At 70.2% G+C, this 23,047-nt stretch carries 23 protein-coding genes and 1 pseudogene; 10 read left to right on the top strand and 14 right to left on the bottom strand.

The annotated features are described in order from the left end of the window. Positions 1–52: 52 nt before the first annotated feature. The 3 genes from ACFX43_RS04620 to tmk are packed head-to-tail and all read right to left on the bottom strand — an operon-like array spanning position 53 to position 3,377. Positions 53–1,573, bottom strand: a complete 1,521-nt coding sequence (locus ACFX43_RS04620; RefSeq protein ID WP_378817600.1) for an alpha/beta hydrolase — start codon at positions 1,571–1,573, stop codon at positions 53–55. Next, the gene (locus ACFX43_RS04615) at positions 1,570–2,730 is read right to left on the bottom strand and encodes a DNA polymerase III subunit delta' (RefSeq protein WP_378817597.1); all 1,161 of its coding nucleotides are present in this window, start codon (positions 2,728–2,730) and stop codon (positions 1,570–1,572) included. Before ACFX43_RS04615 ends, ACFX43_RS04620 begins: the two co-directional genes overlap by 4 nt. Then, on the bottom strand, positions 2,727–3,377 hold the full coding sequence (tmk, locus tag ACFX43_RS04610; RefSeq protein WP_378817594.1) for a dTMP kinase: 651 nt from the start codon (positions 3,375–3,377) through the stop codon (positions 2,727–2,729). The genes ACFX43_RS04615 and tmk overlap by 4 nt, the downstream gene beginning before the upstream one ends. A 131-nt stretch (positions 3,378–3,508) precedes the next feature. On the opposite strand from tmk, the gene ACFX43_RS04605 reads away from it, so the two are divergent. Genes ACFX43_RS04605 through ACFX43_RS04580 form a run of 6 tightly spaced genes read left to right on the top strand, consistent with a single transcriptional unit; the run spans position 3,509 to position 8,162 of the window. Then, positions 3,509–4,126, top strand: a complete 618-nt coding sequence (locus ACFX43_RS04605) for a DUF4178 domain-containing protein (RefSeq protein ID WP_378817591.1) — start codon at positions 3,509–3,511, stop codon at positions 4,124–4,126. Further along, complete coding sequence (locus ACFX43_RS04600) at positions 4,123–4,635, top strand: DUF2617 family protein (RefSeq protein ID WP_378817588.1); 513 nt, start codon at positions 4,123–4,125, stop codon at positions 4,633–4,635. Before ACFX43_RS04605 ends, ACFX43_RS04600 begins: the two co-directional genes overlap by 4 nt. Beyond that, the gene (locus ACFX43_RS04595; protein ID WP_378817586.1) at positions 4,628–5,119 is read left to right on the top strand and encodes a DUF4247 domain-containing protein; all 492 of its coding nucleotides are present in this window, start codon (positions 4,628–4,630) and stop codon (positions 5,117–5,119) included. The genes ACFX43_RS04600 and ACFX43_RS04595 overlap by 8 nt, the downstream gene beginning before the upstream one ends. Before the next feature lie 27 nt (positions 5,120–5,146). After that, positions 5,147–5,569: a DUF350 domain-containing protein gene (locus ACFX43_RS04590; RefSeq protein WP_350660294.1), complete on the top strand. Its 423-nt coding sequence runs from the start codon at positions 5,147–5,149 to the stop codon at positions 5,567–5,569. Next, positions 5,566–7,137 carry a polyamine aminopropyltransferase gene (locus ACFX43_RS04585; protein WP_378817583.1) on the top strand — a complete coding sequence of 524 codons (1,572 nt, stop codon included), beginning with the start codon at positions 5,566–5,568 and terminating at the stop codon, positions 7,135–7,137. The genes ACFX43_RS04590 and ACFX43_RS04585 overlap by 4 nt, the downstream gene beginning before the upstream one ends. Next, positions 7,137–8,162 carry an ion channel gene (locus tag ACFX43_RS04580; RefSeq protein ID WP_378817580.1) on the top strand — a complete coding sequence of 342 codons (1,026 nt, stop codon included), beginning with the start codon at positions 7,137–7,139 and terminating at the stop codon, positions 8,160–8,162. The genes ACFX43_RS04585 and ACFX43_RS04580 overlap by 1 nt, the downstream gene beginning before the upstream one ends. 129 nt (positions 8,163–8,291) lie before the next feature. Here ACFX43_RS04580 and topA read toward each other — a convergent pair whose 3' ends face one another. Next, positions 8,292–10,985, bottom strand: coding sequence for a type I DNA topoisomerase (gene topA, locus ACFX43_RS04575; protein ID WP_378817577.1), 2,694 nt, complete (start codon positions 10,983–10,985; stop codon positions 8,292–8,294). 292 nt (positions 10,986–11,277) lie between these two features. On the opposite strand from topA, the gene ACFX43_RS04570 reads away from it, so the two are divergent. Beyond that, positions 11,278–12,033 carry a hypothetical protein gene (locus tag ACFX43_RS04570; RefSeq protein WP_378817574.1) on the top strand — a complete coding sequence of 252 codons (756 nt, stop codon included), beginning with the start codon at positions 11,278–11,280 and terminating at the stop codon, positions 12,031–12,033. Here the strand turns inward: ACFX43_RS04570 and ACFX43_RS04565 are convergent. Further along, entirely contained in the window at positions 11,981–13,459 is a 1,479-nt protein-coding gene (locus ACFX43_RS04565) for a methyltransferase (RefSeq protein WP_378817571.1), read from the bottom strand. The genes ACFX43_RS04570 and ACFX43_RS04565 overlap by 53 nt on opposite strands. Before the next feature lie 51 nt (positions 13,460–13,510). Then, positions 13,511–13,846 carry an anti-sigma factor antagonist gene (locus tag ACFX43_RS04560; RefSeq protein WP_091044749.1) on the bottom strand — a complete coding sequence of 112 codons (336 nt, stop codon included), beginning with the start codon at positions 13,844–13,846 and terminating at the stop codon, positions 13,511–13,513. A 186-nt stretch (positions 13,847–14,032) separates the two neighbouring features. Here ACFX43_RS04560 and ACFX43_RS04555 point away from each other — a divergent pair, with 186 nt between their 5' ends. Together ACFX43_RS04555 and ACFX43_RS04550 are read left to right on the top strand one after the other, a co-directional pair. Further along, complete coding sequence (locus ACFX43_RS04555; protein WP_378817568.1) at positions 14,033–16,345, top strand: DEAD/DEAH box helicase; 2,313 nt, start codon at positions 14,033–14,035, stop codon at positions 16,343–16,345. Positions 16,346–16,354: 9 nt separating this feature from the next. Continuing rightward, the gene (locus ACFX43_RS04550; protein WP_378817565.1) at positions 16,355–16,651 is read left to right on the top strand and encodes a hypothetical protein; all 297 of its coding nucleotides are present in this window, start codon (positions 16,355–16,357) and stop codon (positions 16,649–16,651) included. Here ACFX43_RS04550 and ACFX43_RS04545 read toward each other — a convergent pair. The 7 genes from ACFX43_RS04545 to ssd form a co-directional block, all read right to left on the bottom strand. Next, positions 16,648–17,016 (bottom strand): Rv3654c family TadE-like protein, encoded by a 369-nt coding sequence (locus tag ACFX43_RS04545; protein ID WP_378817563.1) that lies wholly within the window; start codon positions 17,014–17,016, stop codon positions 16,648–16,650. The two genes, ACFX43_RS04550 and ACFX43_RS04545, sit on opposite strands and share 4 nt — an antisense overlap. Beyond that, the gene (locus tag ACFX43_RS04540) at positions 17,013–17,396 is read right to left on the bottom strand and encodes a TadE family type IV pilus minor pilin (protein WP_378817560.1); all 384 of its coding nucleotides are present in this window, start codon (positions 17,394–17,396) and stop codon (positions 17,013–17,015) included. The genes ACFX43_RS04545 and ACFX43_RS04540 overlap by 4 nt, the downstream gene beginning before the upstream one ends. 3 nt (positions 17,397–17,399) lie before the next feature. Next, positions 17,400–17,576: a DUF4244 domain-containing protein gene (locus tag ACFX43_RS04535; RefSeq protein WP_091044736.1), complete on the bottom strand. Its 177-nt coding sequence runs from the start codon at positions 17,574–17,576 to the stop codon at positions 17,400–17,402. Positions 17,577–17,852: 276 nt separating this feature from the next. After that, on the bottom strand, positions 17,853–18,569 hold the full coding sequence (locus ACFX43_RS04530) for a type II secretion system F family protein (RefSeq protein ID WP_378817556.1): 717 nt from the start codon (positions 18,567–18,569) through the stop codon (positions 17,853–17,855). Next, a complete protein-coding gene (locus tag ACFX43_RS04525) occupies positions 18,566–19,339 on the bottom strand; it encodes a type II secretion system F family protein (protein ID WP_378817549.1) in 774 nt (257 codons plus the stop codon). The genes ACFX43_RS04530 and ACFX43_RS04525 overlap by 4 nt, the downstream gene beginning before the upstream one ends. After that, positions 19,336–20,502 (bottom strand): TadA family conjugal transfer-associated ATPase, encoded by a 1,167-nt coding sequence (locus tag ACFX43_RS04520; protein ID WP_378817547.1) that lies wholly within the window; start codon positions 20,500–20,502, stop codon positions 19,336–19,338. Before ACFX43_RS04520 ends, ACFX43_RS04525 begins: the two co-directional genes overlap by 4 nt. After that, a complete protein-coding gene (gene ssd / locus ACFX43_RS04515; RefSeq protein WP_378817544.1) occupies positions 20,499–21,554 on the bottom strand; it encodes a septum site-determining protein Ssd in 1,056 nt (351 codons plus the stop codon). Before ssd ends, ACFX43_RS04520 begins: the two co-directional genes overlap by 4 nt. Positions 21,555–21,678: 124 nt before the next feature. Between ssd and ACFX43_RS04510 the strand changes: the two genes are divergently transcribed. After that, the gene (locus ACFX43_RS04510; protein ID WP_378817543.1) at positions 21,679–22,473 is read left to right on the top strand and encodes an HAD family hydrolase; all 795 of its coding nucleotides are present in this window, start codon (positions 21,679–21,681) and stop codon (positions 22,471–22,473) included. Positions 22,474–22,742: 269 nt separating this feature from the next. On the opposite strand, the pseudogene ACFX43_RS04505 reads toward ACFX43_RS04510, so the two are convergent. After that, a pseudogene (locus ACFX43_RS04505) lies at positions 22,743–23,047 on the bottom strand (oxidoreductase); the annotation flags it as partial.

Below are 23,047 nucleotides of genomic sequence, written 5' to 3'. Positions count from 1 at the left end.
CAGCGAGATCCGGCGGGCGGAGACGGTGAGGACCCACCCCACATGGGGTAAATCAGCACTCCAAGCCGTCGTCGGGGACCTTGCCGTCGACCAGGTAGGCGTCGACGGCGTCGTCGACGCAGCCGTTGCCCTGCATGTAGCCGGTGTGGCCGTCGCCGTCACGGGAGACGAGTACGCCGTTGTGGAGAGCCTTGGCGAGGGCCTCGGCCCACGCGTAGGGGGTGGCCGGGTCGCGGGTGGTGCCGATGACGACGATCGGGTTGGAGCCCTCGGCGTCGATCTCGGGCTCCGGCTCGGTGGCCTTGAACTTCTCCGCGGCGCAGCCGTTGAGCATCCAGGCCAGGGCGGCACCGAAGGTGGGAGCGGCCTCCTCGAAGGCGGGCACCTGCTTGCGTACCTCCTCCGGGCTGAGACCGGAGGAGTCGTCGAGGCAGTTGATCGCCCAGTTGGCCTCCATCGTGTTGTTGATGTAGCCGCCCTCGGGGTCACGGCCCGCGTAGTTGTCCGAGAGGCTCATCAGCTGGGAGCCATCCCCCTTCAGCGCCGCCTGGAGGGCGTCGGTGAGGTAGGGCCAGTAGGACTCGACGTAGAGCGGGGTGATCAGGCCGTAGAGGGCGTTGCCGGCGGTCAGCTCGCGGTCGCCGGCGGGCAGCGGCTCGGCGTCGATGTCGGCCATCAGCTTCTGGACGCGCTCCACGCCTTCGTCGACGCTGTCGCCGAGGAAGCAGCTGCCCTCGTCGACGCAGTTCTCGACGTAGGAGCGCAGCGCGACCTCGAAGCCCTTCGCCTGGGCGAGATTGGCCTCGAGGACGCTCAGCCCGGGCTCGATCGCACCGTCGAGCACGAACCGGCCGACCCGGTCGGGGTAGAGCTCGGCGTAGGTCGAGCCGAGCTGGGTGCCGTAGGAGGCACCGAAGTAGTCGAGCTGGTCCTCACCGAGCGCAGCCCGGAGTACGTCGATGTCCCGAGCCGCCTCGACGGTGCTGACGTGGGCGGAGATGCCGTCCTTCTGGGCCGCGCAGCCGTTGGCCATCTCGACGCCGGTGTCGACGTACGCCTTCTCCTCGGCCGGGGTGTCGGGGTCGGGGTCGACCGCAACGTAGGCGTCGAGGCTCTCGTCGTCGAGGCAGTCGACCGGGGTGCTCTGCCCGACACCCCGCGGGTCGAAGCCGACGATGTCGTAGGAGTCGCGGACGGTGGAGCTGAAGGACTGGTTGTTGTAGAGGGCGTACTCGATGCCGGAGCCACCAGGGCCACCCGGGTTGATCGCCAGCGAGCCGATCTTCTTCTCGTTGGCCGGGTCCTTGATGACCGAGACCTCGATGCTGCGGCCGGTCGGGTCGGAGTAGTCGAGCGGGACCTCGAGGGTCGCGCACTCGAAGGCGCCGTTGCAGTCCTTCCAGTCCAGCTTCTGGCTGTAGAAGGTCTGCAGCCCTTCGGTCGGAGCCGCAGTCGCCTCCGCGCTCGGGCTCACCTGGTCGGCGTCGGGGGTGCCCCCGTCGGCACCACAGCCTGCGGCGATCACGGTCAGAGCGGTCAGCGCGGCGGCGCCGGTCACTGCTTTGAGTTTCACTGATCTCCTCCGGGCGGCAACAGCGCCACCATCATCGCTTCCAGCACCAACTGGGGCTGCACGTTGAACTCCAGCAGCTGCTCGCGGGCTTCGAAGATCGCCCCGATCCGCTGCAGGTTGAGCTCGGGGGTCGAGGCCGCGACGAGCTGCTCGATCTCGCGCCGGTGCTCCTCGTTGACGAGGGTCACCGGAGCGCCGGCGGCCATCGCGATCGCGTCGCGGTAGACCGAGACCAGATCCATCAGCCCGCGGTCGATCACGTCGCGGTGGCGGCGGGTGGCGCGGCGCTTCTGGTCCTTCTCGAGCGCGGACAGCGCTGGGCCGTACTCACGCGGCCGGCGGCCGCGATCGACCACGCCGTAGCCGGTGTCGAGGTCGGCCTTCTCCTGAGCGTCGAGGTCGGCGGTGACCGCGTCGGCCTCCTCCTTCGAGACGGCAGCGAGCTCGCCCGCGGCCCGGAGCGCGTCGGCGAGGGTGTTCAGCCGGGCCGGGTAGGCCACCACCTGCTCGCGCCGGCGCCGGGTGTCGTCGTCGCGGGCCAGCGCCTTGGCCCGGCCGATGTGGCTCTGGCTCGCGCGCGCCGCGTAGGCCGCGCGCGCCTCGTCGACACCCAGCGTGCGCTGGAGAAAGACGGTCACGTCGGGCGCTGTCGGGGTGGTCAGAGTGACCAGCCGGCACCGGGACCGGATGGTCGGGAGTACGTCCTCGACCGTCGGCGCGCAGAGCATCCAGACCGTGCGGGCGCCGGGCTCCTCGACCGCCTTGAGCAGCGCGTTGTTGGCCTGCTCGGTGAGCCGGTCGGCGTCCTCGATGATCAGGATCTGCCAGCGGCTTCCGGCCGGGGTGAGGGCTGCCTGACGGACGAGGTCGCGGATCTCGTCGACCCCGAGGGTGAGCTTCTCGGTGCGGACCAGGTTGACGTCGGCATGGCTGCCCGCGAGCACGGTGTGGCACGCATGGCACTGGCCGCAGCCGCCGTTGGGGCACTGGAGCGCGGCGGCGAAGGCGATCGCGGCATTGGAACGGCCCGAACCCGGAGGTCCCGTGAACAGCCACGACTGGGTCATACCGTGGCCCGTCGCTGCGGTCTGCAGCGTGGAGACGATGTGGCGCTGGCCGACCAGGTTGTCCCAGACCGAGGTCGTGGCGACGTTCATATGCTCACCGCCTGGGTGAGCAGCGGCTCGAGGCGCGCCAGCACCGCGGCGTGGATCTCCTCGACCGGAGCGCGAGCGTCCAGGACCAGGTAGTGGTCGGGATTCCGCTCCGCCAGCCCGACGAACGCGGCACGCACCCGCTGGTGGAACTCGACCGACTCCTGCTCCATCCGGTCGCGCTCCTCGAACCGGGTGAAGCCGGCTGTCGGGTCCAGGTCGAGCAGCACGGTCAGGTGGGGCCGCAGATCGGCGGTCGCCCAGCGCGCGACCTCCTCGAGCTGCGCGGCGTCCAGCACCCGGCCGGCGCCCTGGTAGGCCAGCATCGAGTCGACATAGCGGTCGGTGATGACCACCTCGCCCCGCTCCAACGCCGGGCGGACCATCGACTCGATGTGCTCGGCCTTGTCGGCAGCGAACAGGAGCGCCTCGGTCCGGTCGTCGAGGTCGCCGGTCTCCGGGGACAGCACGATGCGGCGTACGTCCTTGCCTACGGCTGTGTCGCCCGGCTCGAAGGTCAGCAGGACCTGGTGGCCGCGGGCGGTCAGGGCCTCGTGGAGCAGGCGCGACTGGGTCGACTTGCCCGACCCCTCGCCGCCCTCGAAGCAGACGAAGACGCCGTGCTCTGCGTAGACACCCGGAAACCTCACGAGGCAAACCTACGGGGTCGTACCGACAACCCCGGAGTACGCCGCCCGCGGATGGGGCGATTCCCGGATGTCGAAGTCGCACCTCCACGTTAAGGTTCGGGTCGTCCTCACGCTGAACCAAGGAGTCTCCGGTGATCTACGTCCTGATCGTCCTGCTGTTGGCCGCCCTCGCGGTCGCGGCCTACCTGCTCTGGAAGAGCCGGCAGCAGCCGACGGCGCAGAAGGAGCCCGACGACTTCATCGGCGACCAGCACAAGCACGCCTCCGACCAGCTGCGCCAGGTGCGCAACGGCGACGTCATCGAATACCTCGGCCACAACTGGTTCGTCCGCGGGCGGATCGACTTCGACGAGCACGGCTACCGCTGGACCGAGCACATGCTCGACGACGCCGAGGGCAGGAAGTGGCTCTCGATCGAGGACGACGAGAGCTTCGAGGTCTCGCTGTGGCACGCGATCCCGCTCGGTGACATCGAGCAGGGCGCCGTCGGTGACCGCGACATCATCGTCGGCGGCGTCGCCTACCGGCTCCAGGAGAAGGGCTCCGCCGCCTTCACCGCCACCGGCGCGACCGGAACAGCGCCCTCGGGTACGGCCGAGTACGCCGACTACAAGTCGGTCGACGGCAAGCTGCTCGGCTTCGAGAAGTGGGGAAGCAACTGGGAGCCCTCCCTCGGCGAGGTGCTGCAGCCGTTCGAGCTGACCGTCTACCCCTCCACCGACCGGCCCGCGACCCTGGACGACGAGTGACGCTTCTCGACGTCCCGTTCGCGGACGTACGCGGTGACACCCTGCGCTGGACCCTCGCACCGACCCCCTGCACCCCGCTGGCCTCTCGGACGATCGGCCTCGGCAGCGGTCTCACGGTGACGCTGAGCGTCCTGGGTGCCAGCCACCAGGTCGTCGTACGCCGCCACGACCGCCCGCTCCTGCACGAGACGATCGCGTGCGGGATCGACGAGGCCGCGCCCCTTCCCGAGGCGCACGCGGCCGGCGGCTACCGCCTCGCCTCGCACGTGGAGGAGATGGGACCCGAGGAGCTCGCCGCGCAGGCATCGCGCCTCGTGGAGCGGTTGAGCGGGCGTACGGATGCCGTCCTCGCGCACTTCCCGGGCGACCCGCACGCGGTGACCGCGCTGGCCCTGGACCGGTCCGACGCCAGGCAGATCGTCTGGAGCACCTGGCACACCTACCCACAGACCGGCGAGATCGTCGCCACCACCACCAGCTACCGGCCCGAGGAGGGCACAAGTGTCTGAACCACATGGCTCCGGAGGCCCGAACCGCAAGCTGATCGGCTGGGCGATCGTCGCGGCGTGCGTGGCGCTCGCCATCATCATCGCCATCGCCGTGTCCGGCGACGGGAACAGCCCCGAGAAGTACCTGCGCAAGAACTTCGACCACGTCAGCGGCACCGACCCCGACAGCGAGGCCGGGATCGTCTTCGAGGACGACGGCTCCGTGAGCTCGGTCGCCAACCAGATCGCGAGCGGCACCGACGCCGACGAGAACCGCGCCGAGGGATCCAGCCACTATCTGCGCTACGACGACGACTGGCTGGTCGTCGTGGAGCCGCGTACGCCCTCGGGATCGACGATCACGCTCTACGAGTACGACCGTGGCTACCGCCACCACGCCACGGTGATCGGGCTGTGGGGCTGGAACAGCTACTACGGCCGCAACAGCGGTGGCGGCAGCAGCGGTGACTCCTTCCGCGGCGGCGGCAGCGGATCCGGCAAGTGACCACCCTCAGACTGGAGAGATGAACCGATGACTGACCTTGTGAGCGGACTGCTGTCCACCGTTGCCTTCGCCGCCCTCGGGCTGGTTCTGCTGATGATCGGCTTCTACGTGATCGACCTGCTCACGCCGGGCCGGCTGGGGCAGCTGATCTTCGTGGAGCACCGCCGCGACCCGGCGCTGCTGCTCGGCTCCTCGGTCGTCGCGATCGCGACGATCGTGGCCACCTCGATCTACACCGCGGAGGCGGACACGCTCCAGGGGCTCGCCGAGACGGCTGCGTACGGTCTCATCGGGATCGCCCTGCTCGCGTTCGCGTTCGTGATCCTCGACCTGCTCACCCCGGGCCGGCTCGGTGAGCTGATGACCGACGACAAGGACGACCCGGCGATCTGGGTCGCCGTCGCGGTGCAGCTGGCCGTCGGCGTGATCGTGGCGGCCTCGATCACGTGAGTCTGACCCTCCCGTCGTTGTCCGCGCTGCCCGAGGGACGTGCGGCGCGGCTGCTCGTCCTCGCGGCGGTGTTCGTCTGCGCTGCCTGCGGCCTCGTCTACGAGCTCGCGTTGGTGACGCTGGGGAGCTATCTGCTCGGCAACTCGATCGCGCAGACGTCCCTGGTGATCGCGGTGTCGATGTTCGCGATGGGCATCGGCGCCGTGCTCGCCAAGCCGCTCACCGCGCGGCCGCTGCGCTCGTTCGTGGGCGTGGAGATCGCGCTCGCCGCGGTCGGCGGCGCCTCGGTGCCGGCGCTCTACGCGGCGTTCGCGTGGCTGCACCTCTACACCCCGATGATGCTGCTGGTGACGTTCCTGATCGGTGCCTTGGTGGGCGCCGAGATCCCGCTGCTGATGGAGCTGCTGCAGCGGCTGCGGCGCCAGCAGGCCTCGCTCGCGGTCGCCGACATCAACGCGGTCGACTACGTCGGGGCGCTCATCGGCGGGCTGGCTTTCCCGTTCGTGCTGCTGCCGACCCTGGGCCTGCTGGTGGGGACGGTGGCGACGGCTGCCCTGAACGTCCTCGCCGCCTGGACGGTCGGGGTGGCGCTGGCCGGCTCACGCCGGCAGCGTGGGACGGTCACGGCGATCTGTGGCGCGCTCGCGGTCGCTCTCGGCCTGACCGCGGTGACCGCCGACTCCTTCGAGCTCAACGCCCGGCAGGCGCTCTACCGCGACCCGATCATCCACTCCCAGCGCTCGGCCTATCAGGAGATCGTGGTGACCCGCGGCGCTCCGGTCGGGCCGGAGTTCGATGACGTACGCCTCTTCCTCGACGGCGACCTGCAGTTCTCCTCGCTCGACGAATACCGCTACCACGAGATGCTCGTCCATCCGGCGATGAACGGGCCGCACCAGCGGGTTCTGATCCTCGGTGGTGGCGACGGGCTCGCGGCGCGGGAGGTGCTGCGCTATCAGTCGGCCTCGTCGGTGACGCTGGTCGATCTCGACCCGGCGGTGGTGTCGCTGGCGCGCTCCTTCGAGCCGGTCTCGTCGCTGACGTCCGGGTCCTTGGAGGACCCCCGGCTGACGTACGTCGCCGACGACGCGTTCTCCTGGGTGCGCGACTACTCGGGGGCTCCGTTCGACGTGGTCATCGCCGATTTCCCGGACCCGGACTCGACCGCTCTGGCCAAGCTCTACTCCGTCGAGAACTACAGCATGATCGCGCGGCTGCTCGCCCCGTCCGGACGGATGGTCGTGCAGTCCGGCAGCCCGTTCTTCGCGCCGGATGCGTTCTGGTCGGTGCGGCACACCCTCACCGAGGCCGGCTACCGGACCACGCCCTACCAGGCGGACGTACCGTCCTTCGGGAACTGGGGCTACGTCCTCGCCTCCCGCGACGGCTCGGCCCCTGAGCTGGCGCTCGACGACGAGGCGCCGGGCGGGCTGCGCTACGCCAGCGACGCCGTGCTCGCGGCCGCTTCGTCGTTCCCGCCGGACCGCGCCGAGCGGCCGACCTCGGTCACCACGCTGCTGGATCCGGCGATCCTGGACTACGCCCGGAACGGTTGGGTGGGCTACTGATGTTCTTCCTGATCAGACTGGCCCGGCGCACCTCACGGCACTACGCCTGGGTGCTCCCGCTCGCGATCATCGGCTTCGTCTTCGTCACCGGCTGGATCGCGATGGCGCTGGCCCAGCCGGGGAGCGACATCGTGCGCCCCGCCCACTACTGGTGGTGGTTCCTGGTCACCGCGACCACGGTCGGCTACGGCGACCTCTTCCCGGAGACCACCGGTGGTCGGCTCGTCGGGGCGTACGTCGTCTTCGGCTCCATCACCACCCTCGCCATCTTGTTCAGCCGGATCTCGGCAATCATCGAGAACGCCAAAGGACGCCGCATGCGTGGAGAGATCAGCTTCAGCGGACAGAACCACATCGTGATGCTCGGCTACGCCGCCGGGCGCACCGAACGGATCCTCGTCGAACTGCTCTCCGAACCGGAGCGGGAGGTCGTGCTCGCGACCTGGGAGGACCAGCTCTCCGAGCACCCGATGCCCGGGGAGGACCGCCTTCATTTCGTACGCGGCGACATCACCGATCTCGACGTGCTCGCTCGCACCGGGCTGTCCAACGCACACAGCGTGCTGATCGACCCGCGTGACGACAACGAGGCGGTCACGCTCACCGTCGCCGCCAACACCGCGGCTCCTTCGGTGCACACGATCGTGGCACTGCGGGACCTGCGCGTGCAGCGCACCATCTTCCGCGTCGACACCACCGTCCACTGCGTCCAGTGGCACAACACCCAGCTGATCGCCGAGGAGCTCAGCGACCCCGGGATCGCGGAGGTCTACCAGGAGCTCGCCACCGCGGGCGGCAAGGGCACCTACTCGCTCACGGTGCCCCCTTCGGCCTCGACCGTGGACGTCGGCGCCTGGCAGGCCGCTCTCGGCCGTTCGCACGGCGCCACGCTCCTCGCCGTACGCACCATCCACGGCATCCAGGTCAGCCCGCCCTGGGACCTGCCCGTCTCCCCTGGCGCGAGGCTCTTCTACATCGCGGCCGACCGGTTGGACTACGACGAGGTCGTCGGGTCGCTCGGCTGACGGGTCGGTTGGAATACCCGGTTAACCGGGTATTCCTGCACTTCTCGGGCATTGCAACACCTGAGAAGTGCAGGAAACACCTGAGAAGTCAGGCGTTCTCCTTGTTCGCCACGCTCAGGTATGACCTGATCACGACTTCTTGGTCGCAGCCTTCTTGGTCGTCTTCTTGGCGGTCGACTTCTTCGCCGGGGCCTTCTTCGCGGTCTTCTTCGTCGCCCGCTTGGTGGTCTTCTTCGCCGGTCCCTTGGCGCGCTTGTCGGCGAGCAGCTCGGCGGCACGCTCGGCGGTCAGGGTCTCCAGGTCGTCGGCGGCCCGGAGGGTGGCGTTGTATTCACCGTCGGTGACGTAGGGGCCGAAGCGACCGTCCTTGACGACCATCGGCTGCCCGGAGACCGGGTCGGGGCCGAGCTCCTTGAGCGGCGGCTTGGCGGCGGCACGGCCGCGCTGCTTCGGCTGGGCGTAGATCTGCTCAGCCTCCTCCAGCGTGATCGTGAGCAGCTGGTCCTCCGAGCTCAGGGTCCGGGAGTCGGTGCCCTTCTTCAGGTAGGGCCCGTAGCGGCCGTTCTGGGCGGTGATCTCCTCGCCGTCTGCGGCGGTGCCGACGACCCGGGGCAGGGTCAGCAGCTTGACCGCGTCCTCGAGCGTGATGGTCTGGAGGTTCATCGACTTGAAGAGGCTCGCGGTGCGGGGCTTGGCGCCCTTCTTCGCGTCCTCGGGGAGCTGCTCGGTGACGTAGGGACCGAACCGCCCGCTCTTCGCGACGACGGTGAGCCCCGTCTCGGGGTGGACGCCGAGGTTGAGCTCCTCGCCGGCCGGGTTGGCGAAGAGCTCCTTGGCCTTCTCCAGGGTGAGCTCGTCGGGCGGCAGGTCGTCGGGGACGTTGGCACGCACCGCGAACGGGGTGCCGTCGTCGCCGGGGCCCTCGATGTAGGGGCCGTAGCGGCCGACCCGGAGGTTGACCCCGGACTCCGGGCTGCCGACCGGGAAGGTCGCCAGCTCGCGGGCGTCGATGTCGCCGAGACCGTCGACCAGCGGCTTGAGGCCCATGACCCGCTCGGAGCCGAAGTAGAACTCCCCGAGCTCGGTGGTCATGTCCTTGTCGCCCTTGGCGATCTCGTCGAGGATCTCCTCCATGCTCGCCGTGAACCGGTAGTCGATCTGGCGCGGGAAGTGCTCCTCCAGCAGCCTGACCACCGAGAACGCGACCCAGGCGGGCACCAGCGCGGTGCCCTTCTTGAAGACGTAGCCGCGGTTGATGATGGTCTGGATGATGCTCGCGTAGGTCGACGGACGGCCGATCTCGCGCTCTTCGAGCTCACGGACCAGGGTCGCCTCGGTGTAACGGGCAGGCGGCTTGGTCTCGTGACCGTCCGCGGTGAGGCTCGCGGCGTTCACCCGGTCGCCCTCGGTGAGGTTCGGGAGGCGGGTCTGCTGGTCGTCGGAGGTCTGGTCGGCGGAGTCGGTGCCCTCGACGTACGCCTTCAGGAAGCCGTGGAAGGTGATCACGCGCCCGGTCGCGGAGAAGACCACGTCCTCGCCCGTGGCCGCCGTGGCGCCGAGACGGATCGCGACCGAGTTGCCGACCGCGTCCTTCATCTGGGAGGCGACGGTGCGCATCCAGATGAGCTCGTAGAGGCGGAACTGGTCGCCGGTCAGACCGGTCTGCGCCGGAGTGCGGAAGGAGTCACCCGCGGGGCGGATCGCCTCGTGGGCCTCCTGGGCGTTCTTGACCTTGGAGGCGTACGTCCGGGGCGCGTCGGGCAGGTATTCGGCACCGTAGAGCTCCCGGACCTGAGCGCGGGCCGCGCTGACCGCGTCTCCGCTCAGGGTTGTGGAGTCGGTACGCATGTAGGTGATGAAGCCGTTCTCGTAGAGACGCTGGGCGACCGACATCGTGGTCGACGCGCTCATCCCGAGCTTGCGGCTGGCCTCCTGCTGCATCGTGGTGGTGCGGAAGGGGGCGTACGGGCTGCGCTTGTAGGGCTTCGACTCGACCGAGCGGACCTCGTAGGTCTGGCCCTCGAGGCCGGCGACGAGGGACTCGGCTCGGGTGCGGTCGAGGTGGACGACCTTGTCGCTCTTCAGCAGGCCGTCGGGGCCGAAGTCGGTGCCGCGGGCGACGCGGCTGCCGTCGACGGAGGTGATCCGGGCCGGGAACATCCGAGGCTCGTGGTCGGAGCCGGCGTCGAAGGTGCCGGCGAGATCCCAGTACGAGGCGGTGCGGAAGGCGATCCGCTCACGCTCACGGTCGACGACGAGCCGGGTGGCGACCGACTGGACACGGCCCGCACTCAGGCGGGGCATGACCTTCTTCCACAGCACCGGGGAGATCTCGTAGCCGTAGAGACGGTCGAGGATGCGGCGCGACTCCTGGGCCTCGACGAGGTCCATGTCGAGCTCGCGCGGGTTCTCGGCGGCAGCCAGGATGGCGGCCTTGGTGATCTCGTGGAAGACCATCCGCTTGACCGGGATGCCCTTCTTCGGCTTCAGCTCGTCGAGAAGGTGCCAGGCGATCGCCTCACCCTCGCGGTCCTCATCGGTGGCGAGGTAGAGCTCGTCGGCGTCCTTGAGGAGCGACTTGAGCTTGGCGATCTGCTTCTTCTTGTCGCTGGGCACGACGTAGTAAGGGGTGAAGCCGTTGTCGACATCGACGCCGAAGCGCCCCCACGGCTTGTCCTTGATCTTGGCAGGGGTGTCTGCCGCGCTCTGCGGAAGGTCGCGGATGTGCCCGACGGATGCCTCGACGACATACCCCTGTCCGAGGTATCCGCCGATCTTCTGAGCCTTCGCCGGGGACTCGACGATCACCAACTTGTGTGCCACTGACGTCCTTATCTCACTGCAGCAGAGCCTGGCACCACTGACAAGCTCTGGCGAGACACGTTAGCGCGTGTCTCCAGCCGGCATGGGTCCAGTCACCGCGGTTCATGCGGCACTGAGCTCTCGGACAACATGGCGTGTTGCCTTGGGCGCCGCGAAGACAATACCTAGCACGCTGGGGAGCGGGAGCGTGAAATCGGTGTCTCATCCGGCCATGTCCAAAAACTGTCGGTGCTCGTCCGTATGGTGGCTTTCGAGGACGGCGAGACCAATCCGAACCGAGAGGTCTCTGCTGATGATCGACGCCGAATACATCGACTACATAGAGGGTCTGGCCACGCCCCCGGAGCACCTGGTCTGCTCCGAGTGCGCGCAGCTGCTCACCCGGACCAACGTGATCCTGGAGCGCCTGGAGGCCGAGCTGACCCGGCCCCGCTGGGCGGAGCCGGATACGCCGCCACGACCCGACCACGAGGTGGCCCTGGACTGGCTGGCCGCGCTGTGCGGCGGCCACGAGGCGGTCACCGCGCTGGATGCCGCGCCGCTGGCCGAGGACGGGCTGGACCTGCCGGTCGTGGAGGATGCGGCGGGACGTACGCAGCTGGAGGCGGTTGCCGCGCTGCTCGACGAGGTCGCGGCCGACTTCCCTGTCGAGGAGGTGGGCTTCGCGCTGCGACGGGCCCTGCTGCGGCTGTGGGAGATCGACCCGCTGGTCGTCGACCGGCCCACGCAGCCGGCTCAGGTGGCTGCCGGGATCGTCTGGACGGTCCTGGGCGCCAACGGGCTCGCCGGGCCAGGTGGCCTGGTCACCGCGACCGAGCTCAAGGAGCGGCTGGGCGTGAAGAAGATGCCGTCGGCCTACGGCAAGCAGCTGGCGGCCGCGCTCCGTGGCTTCTGGCCGTGGCAGACGCAGCGGCCGTGGGGCATGCGCGACCTTCCCGACCTCGAGCCATTGGGCTATCCGGACCTGCTGGTCTCGAGCGTGCGCAGACGCCTGATCAGGCTGCGGGACCAGGCGTGCCTGGTGCGGGACGGAGGAAGCCCTCGCTGACCAGCTCCTGGGCGATCGGCAGGTAGCTGCTGCGCACGACCGCGGGGTCGCGGTCGAGGATCTGTGCGAGCGCGTCGAGGATCTGGCCGACGGTCAGGTCGCCGTCGCACGCGCCCGCGAAGGCGGCCTCGATCGTGTCCGCCTGGCGTGCGCGACGCAGGCCGCGCTGCTGGCGCAGGATGACGGTGCTGGGGTCCTCGGCGCCGGGCTGGCCGAGGGTCTCCTGCTGGACGTCCTCGACGATCACCAGCGTGGAGTCCTCGGTGACCTCGACGCGGGCCGCGTCGCCCCACGCCTTGAGCGCCGGGGCGATCGGCTGCTCGACGTCGTAGGGCCACTCGAGGAGCTCGCGCCTCGGGTTGGCCGGGCCGGTGCGGTGCAAGTTGATCCAGCCGAACCCGACACCCTCGATCTTCTGCTCCTCGAACCAGGACAGCCACGTGTCGTAGCGGGTCAGGTAGTCCTGGGCGCCGTGGTGGCCGGAGTCCTTGAGCCACAGCTCGACGTACGCCGCGGGGTCGAGCACCTCACGCTGGACCACGAACGCGTCGACCTCGTCCCCGAGCCATCCCTCGAGGCGGTCGTCCCAGGGCTGGTTCTCGGAGATGATCCAGTTGCCCAGGATCTGACACCAGCCGCCCTCGGTGAGCATGCCGGGAGCGGCCCTGACGATGTCCTCGACCACCCGGTCGCCGGGAAGCCCGGAGTCGCGGTAGACGAGGCGCTCACCGGTTGCCGGGCTGATCACGAATGGCGGGTTGGTGGCGATCAGGTCGAAGCGCTCACCGGCGACGGGCTCGAAGAACGACCCGTTGCGTACGTCGATCCGATCCGCCACGTCATTGAGGGCAGCGTTGAAGGTGGTGATCCACAGGGCTCGCTGGTTGACGTCGGTCGCGACCACCCGGTCGCTGTGGGTGGCGAGGTGGAGGGCCTGGACGCCGCAGCCGGTGCCGAGATCGAGCGAGGTGCCGACCTGGTCGCGGATGGTCAGCTGCGCCAGAGAGGTCGAGGCGGGGCTGATCCCGAGCACGTGCTCGTGGCCGACGCGCTGGGGGCCGCCGTCGAGCCCCGGCGTGAGGTCGGAGACGACCCAGAGGGCGGTGTCGTCGGTGGCGTACGGACGTACGTCGAGGCGGGCCGCGACCTCGCCGACCGACTGCTCCAGGATCCCCTCGACGGCGAGCCGGTCGACGAGCCCGGGCAGAGCTGCCTCGGCGTGGTCCAGGGGCACGGTCGTCTGCAGCAGGAAGAGCCGGATGAGCGTCTCCAGCGGGGAGCCTCCGTGGGTGCGCCGCCGGCCCGGCAGCGTCTCGTTGCGACTCAGCGCACTGTGCGCGGTCGGACCGAGCAGCTCGGCGACGGAGTCGTAGGAGAAGTCGGCCTGCTGGAGGGCGTCACGGAGCCGGTGCGGGAGGTCACTCACACCTGGAGCCTAATGCCGCGCTTCGCGCGCTCAGTCGTCTGTGGCCCTGGGTCAGCCCGCTGCCGCGCCCTCGGCGCTGGCGTGGATGTCGAAAACCTTGGCGAGACCGGTGATCCGGAAGATCTTGAGCAGCCGCTCCTGCGTGCAGACCAGGCGAAGCATGCCGTTGTGCTGGCGCACCTTCTTCAGGCCACCCACCAGGACGCCGAGGCCGGTCGAGTCGAGGAACTCCACGGCTTCGAGGTCGACGACGATGTCGTAGTGACCCCGCGCGACGAGCTCGGTGATCTTGTCCCTCAGCTTCGGCGCGGTATAGACGTCGATCTCGCCGCCCACGGCCACGATGGTGGCCGAGTCGAGCTCGCGAGTCGCAAGCGTCAGATCCACTTCGAAGTTCTCCTGCCAAGGAACGTGAGACAACCAGCTCCGGTCGGCATGCCTGGTGTCCGATACCCGGAGTCGATCGTAATGTAACCACGGCTCACCAGGATGCGCGCAAGAAACTCGCAACGTCATGGACACGATGCGGGGCCGCAAGCGTGGCGGCCACCAGGATTCTGGGAGAATAGGCAGGTGTTGACGACAGCGACCGGTGATCTCGTACGCCGGCTCGCTGACGTCCCGGGCCGCGAGGACCGGCTGGCTCACCTCGAGCAGGTCCCGCCGCGAGAGGCCGTCTTCGCCGACTGGCCGACGTGGGCTTCGGCCGATGTGGTCGCCGCCTTCGCCGCTCGCGGGATCGAGCGTCCTTGGCGGCATCAGGCGGTGGCCGCCGAGGCCGCCCACGAGGGCACCCATGTGATCGTCTCGACCGGCACCGCCTCAGGGAAGTCGCTGGCCTATCAGCTGCCCGCACTGACCGCGATCCGAGACGGGCGTGGTCCACGTGGTGAGCGCGGCGCCGGAGTCCTCTATCTCGCACCCACCAAGGCGCTCGCTCAGGACCAGCTGACCGGGCTGCGCGAGCTGGGCGTCGACGTGCGCGCGGTGACCCACGACGGTGACAGCACCCGGGAGCAGCGGGACTGGGCTCGCGACTTCGGCGAGTACATCCTGACCAACCCCGACATGCTGCACCGGTCGTTGCTCCCCGGCCATCAGCGATGGACGGCGTACTTCCGCTCGCTGCGCTACGTCGTCATCGACGAGTGCCATCACTACCGCGGCGTCTTCGGGGCGCACGTCTCGCACGTGCTGCGGCGGCTGCGGCGCATCTGCGCGCTCTACGGCTCGTCGCCGACGTTCATCCTCGCCTCGGCGACCGTCGCCGAGCCGTCGATCGCGGGCGAGCGGCTCACCGGCCTTCCGGTGCTCCCGGTGACCGCCGACACGTCACCACGCGGGGAGCTCTCGATCGCCCTGTGGCAGCCGCCGCTGACGTCGCACGCGGGCGAGAACGGCGCTCCCGTGCGCCGCGCGGCCTCTGCCGAGACCGCCGACCTCCTCGCCGACCTGGTCTCCTCGGACGTACGCACTCTGGCCTTCGTACGCTCCCGGATCGGTGCCGAGCAGGTCGCCCTGACCGCGGCCGCCGAGCTGGAAGAAGTCGATCCGTCGCTGCCGGGGCGGGTGGCGTCCTACCGCGGTGGGTATCTGCCCGAGGAGCGGCGGGCGATCGAGGCATCGCTCCGCTCCGGCGACCTGCTCGGGCTGGCGGCGACGAACGCACTCGAGCTCGGCATCGACATCAGCGGTCTGGACGCCGTCGTGCTGGCCGGCTATCCCGGCAGGCGCTCGGCCTTCTGGCAGCAGATCGGCCGGGCAGGGCGGGGCGCGGGTGACGCCCTCGGCATCCTGGTCGCCCGCGACGACCCGCTGGACACCTACCTCGTCACGCATCCCGATGCGCTTCTCGGCCAGCCGGTCGAGGCCACCGTCTTCGACCCCGCGAACCCGTACGTCGTCGGCCCCCACCTGTGCGCCGCCGCGCAGGAGCTGCCGCTGACCGAGCCCGACCTGCCGCTCTTCGGCCCGGGTGCCCGCGAGATCCTGGACAACCTGGTCGCCTCGGGGCTGCTGCGCAAGCGGCCCCGCGGCTGGTACTGGACCGACCGCCGCCGCGCGGCCGACCTCGCCGACATCCGCTCCTCGGGCGGATCTCAGGTGCAGCTGATCGAGGCTGAGACCGGCCGGGTCGTCGGCACGGTCGACGCAGCGAGCTCACACGCGAGCGCGCACGCCGGCGCCGTCTACGTCCACCGAGGCGAGACCTATCTCGTGCACGAGCTCGATCTGGAGGAGAACGTCGCGGTCATCTCCCGCGACGACCCGGGCTACTCCACCTTCGCCCGGGAGATAACCGAGATCTCGATCGTCGCCGAGCGGGAGCAGGTCGCCTGGGGAGAGTGCCGCCTGGCGTACGGCGACGTCGACGTCACCCACCAGGTCGTCTCCTTCCTCCGCCGCCGACAGCCGAGCGGCGAGGTGCTGGGTGAGGAGCTTCTCGACCTCCCCGAACGTACGCTGCGCACCTCCGCAGTCTGGTGGACCGTGCCCGCCACGGCCCTCGAGGCGGCCGGCCTGGAGACGGCGGACATCCCGGGCGCAGCCCACGCTGCCGAGCACTGCTCGATCGGGCTGCTCCCGCTGATCGCCACCTGTGATCGCTGGGACATCGGTGGCGTCAGCACCGCGTCCCACCCGGACACCGGCATGCTCACCGTCTTCGTCTACGACGGACATCCCGGCGGGGCCGGATTCTCCGAGCGTGGGTTCCGTGCCGCCCGGGAGTGGCTCGGCGCCACGCTGGAGACCATCGAGGCGTGCGAGTGCGATGACGGCTGTCCCTCCTGCGTGCAGTCGCCCAAGTGCGGCAACCAGAACAACCCTCTCGACAAACAGGGCGCGATCGTGTTGTTGCGGTTGCTTCTCGGCAAATGGGCCTAATGTGGAGAAATGTTGATCCTTGGCCTCGTGCTGATCGTCGTTGCCGCAGTCCTCATCGTTCTGGGTCTCTTCACCACCGGCAACGGTGACCTCGACGATCCGACCGCGACCCTGCTCGGTCTCCCGGTCGGCTCGACCACGATCTTCGTGATCGGCCTCGTCGCCGGCGTACTCCTCCTCTTCGGCCTGTCCCTCACCAAGTGGGGCGGCAAGCTCCAGGCCAAGAACATGAAGGAGAGGCGCCAGATGCGGAAGCTGACCAAGACGCTGCAGGACGTCACACCCGAGTCAAAGGACGACAACTAGCCCGGAGTCTCGGTCGGGCCGGCCCTCGCCTTGGCGACCGGGTCCCCCGGCTGACCGAGCCAGCGCGGTCCGTCGACCCGCACGGTGACGGTGACGTCCTCCCCTGCGATCTCGCACGACTCCAAGGTGGCGCCGTTGCGGTCGGCGATCGTCGTCGCCGCCGCACATGCGTCCTGGGAGACCTGGAGCGCGTCGGCTCCCGCCAACGCCGCCAGATCGGCCGCGGACTGTGCGGTGCGGTGGGCGACGAAGACCGCGCCCACCACACCCAGCGCCGCACCGAGGAAGAGCAGCAAGCCGATCGCACCGACCGCGAACGGGGCTGCCGACCCGCGTTCGTCCTTGCCGGGCCCGGCGGTGCTCACTGCTCCCCCTGCGTCGCCTCGGTCGCAGCGACCGCCTCACCGCGCACGGTCACACCCGGCAGCCAGCTGAAGATCCCACCTGGCCCGGTCACCCGGGCTCGGGCCGAGGCGACGACCTCCTCGGCGCCGGCGCTGACGCTCACCTGTGTGCCCGCAGGCCCGACCCGACGTCCGCGGGCGGCAGCGGAGCCGCTGTCGTCCCCTCGGGCGACGGCCCGGGCGGTCTCCCTGGCCGCATCGACCACCTGGATCTGCGCCGCTCCCACCGACAGCAACCACACCAGCCCAATGGTCACGGCCACCAGGAGCGGGATCACCATCACCAGCTCCGCGGTGGCGGCGCCTCGCTCGTCCCGCTTGTCCCGTTGCCCGCGGACCACGGGTCAGATCCCCAGCAGGCTGAGCACGTGCTGGAACAGCCTGTTGAGCAGGTCGTTGCCGAAGCCACCGGTGAGCAGCTTGTAGAGCAGGCCGGCGAGCCCCGCGCCGGCTGCCGTCCCGACGGCGTATTCGGCCGTCGTGATCCCCTTCTCGTCCTTCCGAAGATGTGCCTTGGCCATGGTTGGTCCTCTCTGGTCGATGGCCGTCGTTACGGCCGTTCACGACGACAATGACCCGCTCCACCGACATCCGCGACCGCCATGTCGCCGGCTGTGGACAACCCGATCCCGAACCCACCCTGTGGATGACAAACGGCCCGTTGATCAGGGAAAACAAGCATGCCGAGACGTCACGTACGTCGGTCGAGTCGGCATTCGGCTGCCAACTCGGCCGACGCGCGTGACGTCTCGGCCGACGGGGGTGACGCCTCGGCGGGGTTGCCCCGGCAGGCGGGGTCAGATGCCGAGGTTGGAGAGGAGGCCGCCGACGACGGGAACGACGCCCAGCAGCAGGAAGGCGGGCAAGAGGCAGATGCCGAGCGGGACGGCCGCCTTGACGCCCACCGCGCGGGCGCGATCCTCGACCTCGGCGCGGGCGTTTCTGGTCAGGTCGTCGGCCAGGCGCTCGACCGTCGTGGCGACCGGGGCTCCGGTCGCCTGAGCTCGGGCCAGTGCCCGACCCAGCGGCGCCAACGCGGGATCGTCCACCAGGGTGCGCCACGTCTTCTCCGGATCGGCTCCCAGACGAAGCCGCGAAGCCGCCGGCAGGAGTCGGGCGGCTGCCGGCCCGGGCAGCGCTGCGGCGACGGCCACGAGCGCCTCGGCGGGCGCCGCGCCGGAGGAGAGTGCGGCGGAGAGCAGACGGACCAAGGCAGGCAGCTCGGCCTTCGCGGCCTCCCGCTCGCGCCGGACCTCGGCGGGCTCGACCCGGCCGATGACCAGCCAGCAGACGACACCCGCCGGAGCGGCGAGTACGGCACCCGCCGTGCCGCCGACGAAGGAGTAGACGGCGCCGGCGGCGAGCAGCGCCAGCAACGCCCGCCAGCGCATCATCCAGCCGCCGGGATCGCCCCGATCCGCAACGGCCACGGCCCGGTCGGGAAGCGGGGAGGCCGGCGCGGGAAGCAACGCTGCTGCCAACCCGAGCGCGACGGCCGCGAGCCAGGTGCTCATCGCGCCTCTACCCCACGCGCGATGCCCTCGATCCACCACAGTCCCAACCAGCCGAGCAGCAGTCCGAGCCCGAGGCAGGCCAGACCCACCGGCGATCCGAAGAGGAACGCCAGCGGGTCGCCGCCTACGCCGCTGCCCATCGCCAGGGCAGCCACCGGCAGGCCCGCGATCAGGCGGGCGGTGGAGCGCGCCGAGCCGAGCTCGCCGTCGACGACACGCTGGGTGGCCGCCGCTGCCCGCAGGTCGAGCGCCACCCGGTCGAGTGCGTCCGCGAGACCGCTCCCGGTCTGATGGGCGATCTGCCAGGCCGCGGCGACCACCCTGAGCGATCCCGCACCTGGAACTTCGGCGACCTGCCGCCACGCGGCGGGGACGTCGGAGCCCATCCGCTGCGCCTCCGCGACCGGCTCGATCACCGGCCACTCCGTGGCAAGCTGCGTCAGCGCGGGACCAGGCGGGTGCCCGGCGGCGAGCTCGGCGGCCATCTGCTCGCAGGCCTCGACGACGCGGTTGGCCGTACGCCCAGCCTCGATCCGCTCGCAGCGGCGCCGCCACAGCGCGACACCGCCAAAGGTGGCGATCCCGAGCAAGACAGCCGCGACGACCGCCTTGCCCGGGAAGACGATGGGGATCAGAGCGACCAGGAGGAACGACCACCGCGGCACCCGCCACGCAGGCGACCGTGGTGCGACCGCTGCTCGAGGGCGGAGCGTCAGCGCGGCGGCGCCACCGAGCAGGCCGGCGACCAGCCCGAGGCTCAGCCCGCTCACCGCTCGGCTCCCAGCAGCGCTTCGAGCCGGTCCGAGGCCGGTCCGGTGACCACGACGTCATCGGCGGCCACCGAGAAGGCGGTCTCCATGCGGACCAGCCCATCGGCTCCGCGACACGGGACCGCGATCTCGGTCAGCACCCGGCGGCCGTCACGTCGGCGCAGGTGCACGACCACGTCGACACCGGAATCGAACTGGCTGTGCGCCGCCTCCCTGCCGAGACCGGCGGCGAGCGCCAGCGCCTCCACCCGCGCCGGGACATCGGCGGCGGAGTTGGCGTGCAGCGTGCCGCAGCCGCCCTCGTGGCCGGTGTTCAACGCGGCGAGGAGATCGACGACCTCGGCACCACGCACCTCACCCACGACCAGCCGGTCCGGCCGCATCCTGAGGGCCTGGCGGACCAGCGTATGGAGCTCGACGGCGCCGGCCGCCTCGATGTTGGCCGGGCGCGCCTCGAGGCCGACCACATGCGGATGGTCCGGACGCAGCTCAGAGGCGTCCTCCACCAGCACCAGCCGCTCCTCCGGCGGCACCAAGGACAACAGCGACGCCAGCAAGGTGGTCTTCCCGGTGCCGGTGCCTCCGGAGACGAGAAACGCCGACCTCGCCAGCACCAGCCGGCGCAGCAGATCGGCCACGCGGGGAACCACCATCCCCGAAGCCTCCAGCTCGGCGAGCGTGAACGCCCGCGCCGACGGCACGCGCAACGAGATCACCGTGCCCGGTCGCGCCAGCGGCGCCAGCACCGCATGGAACCGGCTGCCGTCGCCCAGCCTCAGGTCGACGTAGGGCGAGGCATCGTCCAGGCGACGGCCGGCCCCGGCAGCCAACCGCTGCGCCAGCCGCCGAACCGCGTCGTCGTCAGGAAACGCGACCGGAGCGGGCTCCAGACCGGATCCGCGGTCGATGAAGACCTGATCGGGCCCGTTGACGAGGACGTCGGTCACCCCCGGCAACCGCAACAGCGGCTCCAACGGCCCCGCGCCGACCACGTCGCGGCGCAGCATCTCGAAGACCGCCAGCACGGTCGCGTCACCGACGATCCGCCCCTCCGCACGGAGCGCCTCCTGGACCCGGTGTGGGGTGAGCTCTCCCGGCGTACGCGCCAGGTGGTCGCGGACGAGGTCGACGACCTGGGGCGCGATGTCGACGGCCCCGATCATGCGACCATCACCCCCGCGCGGACCCGGCAGCGCATCAGCACCTCGGCCGCGGCACGGGCCAGCGGCGCCCGCTTCGAGCGGATCGGTCCCAGGCCCAGGTCGATGGCCTCCGAGAGCCCGCGCTGGTCGGACATCGAGGCGATCACCGGGAGCCCGAGCGCACGCCCGACGGCCTCCGGCTCGGCCGCGCGGCCGCGGACGACGACCCGCACCCGATCCCGCTCGGGGAGGCGGGAGACCAGCCGGGCGGCGGACGCGGTGCCGGTGACGTTCGCCCGAACGACGACGAGGACGATGTCGCATCCGGTCAGCAGCGCCTCGGTCCCGGCGTCGGACTCGCGTGGCAGGTCGACCACGACCAGGTCATGGCCGCGACGCGCCGCGGCGAGCACCTCGCGCACCACCTCCGGCCGCGGTGGCACCACGTCGCCGCCCGGCCACCCCAGCAGGCCCAGCGACCCGACGTGCGGCACCGCCTCCCGCAACGCCCGCGCACCCAGCCGCCCGGCGGTCTGCCCGAGATCTCCCCAGGTCACGCCCGGGATCTCGTCGAGGCCGAGCACCCGCCCGGCTCCGGGACCGAGCCGGTCGGCGTCGATCAGCAGCGTCGACCCGCGGTCGGCTCCCAGGCTGGCCAGGGCCGCGGCGTACGTCGTCGCACCGGCGCCACCCGATCCGGCCAGCACGCCGACGACCATGCCGTCGCCGCCCTCACCATCGCTGACGTCGGCGAGCAGCCCGGCAACCACGGTCTCGGCCGACGGCAGCTCGAGCAACGTCTCGGCACCGACCTCCAGCGCGGCCCGAAGCAGGGGCTCACCGGTCGAGCCCCATCCCACGACGTACACCCCGTCTCTTCGAGGTGGGCGCAGCGATGCCACCTCCGCCAGGAGGTCGGCGCCGACGAGGATCAGTGGTGGACGTTGCCATCGACGCAGGGCGCCGACGGCGTCGGTGCACTCCTCGACGGTGACGCCGGAGGCGGCGGCCAGGCGAGCCGCCTCAGCGGCCAGCAACGAGTCCGAGGTGATGACGAGCGGTTCCGAGGTCATGGCAGCAGGATCCGCCGGGACACCGACAATTCCACTCGCATATCCAGGACCTGTGGATAACCCGGTACTGGACCCGCCCTGTGGATGGTGATCGGCCCGCCCAGCGGGCGTCTACGATGTGCCCATGACACGCATCGCTGCGTTCTTCGACCTCGACAAGACGATCATCGCGAGGTCGAGCACGCTTGCGTTCTCCAAGCATTTCCAGGCCGGCGGCCTGATCACCCGTGCGGCCATGATCCGCTCGGCCTACACGCAGTTCGTCTACGTCGTCGGCGGTGCCGACCACGACCAGATGGAGAAGATGCGCAAGGCGCTCTCCGAGATGGTCACCGGCTGGGACGTCGCCACGGTCAAGGAGATCGTCGCCGACACCCTCCACAACGTGGTCGACCCGCTCGTCTACGAGGAGGCCGTGCAGCTCATCGAGCAGCACCACGCCCAGGGCCACGACGTCATCATCGTCTCCGCCTCCGGCACCGAGCTGGTCGAGCCGATCGGCGCGATGCTCGGCGCCGACCATGTCGTCGCCACCCAGATGGAGATCGAGGACGGCCGCTACACCGGCGAGATCGCGCTCTACGCCTACCGCGAAGAGAAGGCCCGCGCGGTCCAGCAGCTGGCCGAGCGCTTCGGCTACGACCTCGAGCAGTCGTACGCCTACTCCGACTCCGTCACCGACCTCCCCATGCTGGAGGAGGTCGGCCACGCGTTCGCGGTCAATCCCGACAAGGACCTCCGCAAGGCGGCCAAGGAACGCGGCTGGGACATCCTGGTCTTCAACAAGCCGGTCGCGCTGCGCAGCCGGGTGCTCACCCCGTCCACGCCGACCCTGGCCGCACTGGCCGTCGGGGGCGCGGTCGCGATCGCCGGCGGCGTCATCTGGGCGGGCACGAAGCGCCGTCGCCTCGGCGCCTGATCCGATTCTGCAGAAGCGTCATCATCCTCCTCATCCTGCAGAATTTCCAGCCTTGAATCTGGCTGCCGATCAGCGTAGAAACAGAGGTGTAACAAGACGCACACGAGTGACAGGCACCCACGCGGCGATCCACCCATCTGATGGGGTGCTGTAGCCGGGGAGAAATCCCGACGCAGTGACCAGACCTTGCACGCTTGGTAACCAGAAACACTCGTGTCAGCGGTGGCACCCGGTGCTCACAACCCACCGGGTGCCACCTGCTTTTGCCCCTACTCGGCCGCGTCCAGGCGCAGCGGCGAGGCCTCGGCTCCGGCGGCGTACGCCTCGGCTGCGTAGAGCAGCCACGAGTGCGCCCCCGCCTGACCACCCTCGCGGAAGCCGCGCAGGTTCGACTCGTAGGCGGCGCGCAGCGCCAGATGGCCGGCCTCCGGCACGACCAGCGACTTCTCGTCCACACCACGCGCCACCAGGATGAGCCGCTCTGCGGCACGCGCGACCAGCCCGTTGTGGGAGGCGAACGGAGCAGCGGTCGCCAGATCGGCGTGCGTGAACGCCGCCACGACCAACGCCGGCG

Source organism: Nocardioides sp. YIM B13467 (genome assembly GCF_042788075.1).
Classification (GTDB): domain Bacteria; phylum Actinomycetota; class Actinomycetes; order Propionibacteriales; family Nocardioidaceae; genus Nocardioides.
This window is presented reverse-complemented; position numbering and strand designations above follow the sequence as displayed.

Bases quoted from the DNA above. Each gene is read 5' to 3' on its own strand.
- ACFX43_RS04520 (WP_378817547.1), bottom strand. From the start codon at position 20,502: ATGATCGGGGCCGTCGACATCGCGCCCCAGGTCGTCGACCTCGTCCGC.
- ACFX43_RS04550 (WP_378817565.1), top strand. From the start codon at position 16,355: ATGTTGATCCTTGGCCTCGTGCTGATCGTCGTTGCCGCAGTCCTCATC.
- ACFX43_RS04580 (WP_378817580.1), top strand. From the start codon at position 7,137: ATGTTCTTCCTGATCAGACTGGCCCGGCGCACCTCACGGCACTACGCC.
- ACFX43_RS04535 (WP_091044736.1), bottom strand. From the start codon at position 17,576: ATGGCCAAGGCACATCTTCGGAAGGACGAGAAGGGGATCACGACGGCC.
- ACFX43_RS04510 (WP_378817543.1), top strand. From the start codon at position 21,679: ATGACACGCATCGCTGCGTTCTTCGACCTCGACAAGACGATCATCGCG.
- ACFX43_RS04615 (WP_378817597.1), bottom strand. From the start codon at position 2,730: ATGAACGTCGCCACGACCTCGGTCTGGGACAACCTGGTCGGCCAGCGC.
- ACFX43_RS04530 (WP_378817556.1), bottom strand. From the start codon at position 18,569: ATGAGCACCTGGCTCGCGGCCGTCGCGCTCGGGTTGGCAGCAGCGTTG.
- ssd (WP_378817544.1), bottom strand. From the start codon at position 21,554: ATGACCTCGGAACCGCTCGTCATCACCTCGGACTCGTTGCTGGCCGCT.
- ACFX43_RS04570 (WP_378817574.1), top strand. From the start codon at position 11,278: ATGATCGACGCCGAATACATCGACTACATAGAGGGTCTGGCCACGCCC.
- ACFX43_RS04590 (WP_350660294.1), top strand. From the start codon at position 5,147: ATGACTGACCTTGTGAGCGGACTGCTGTCCACCGTTGCCTTCGCCGCC.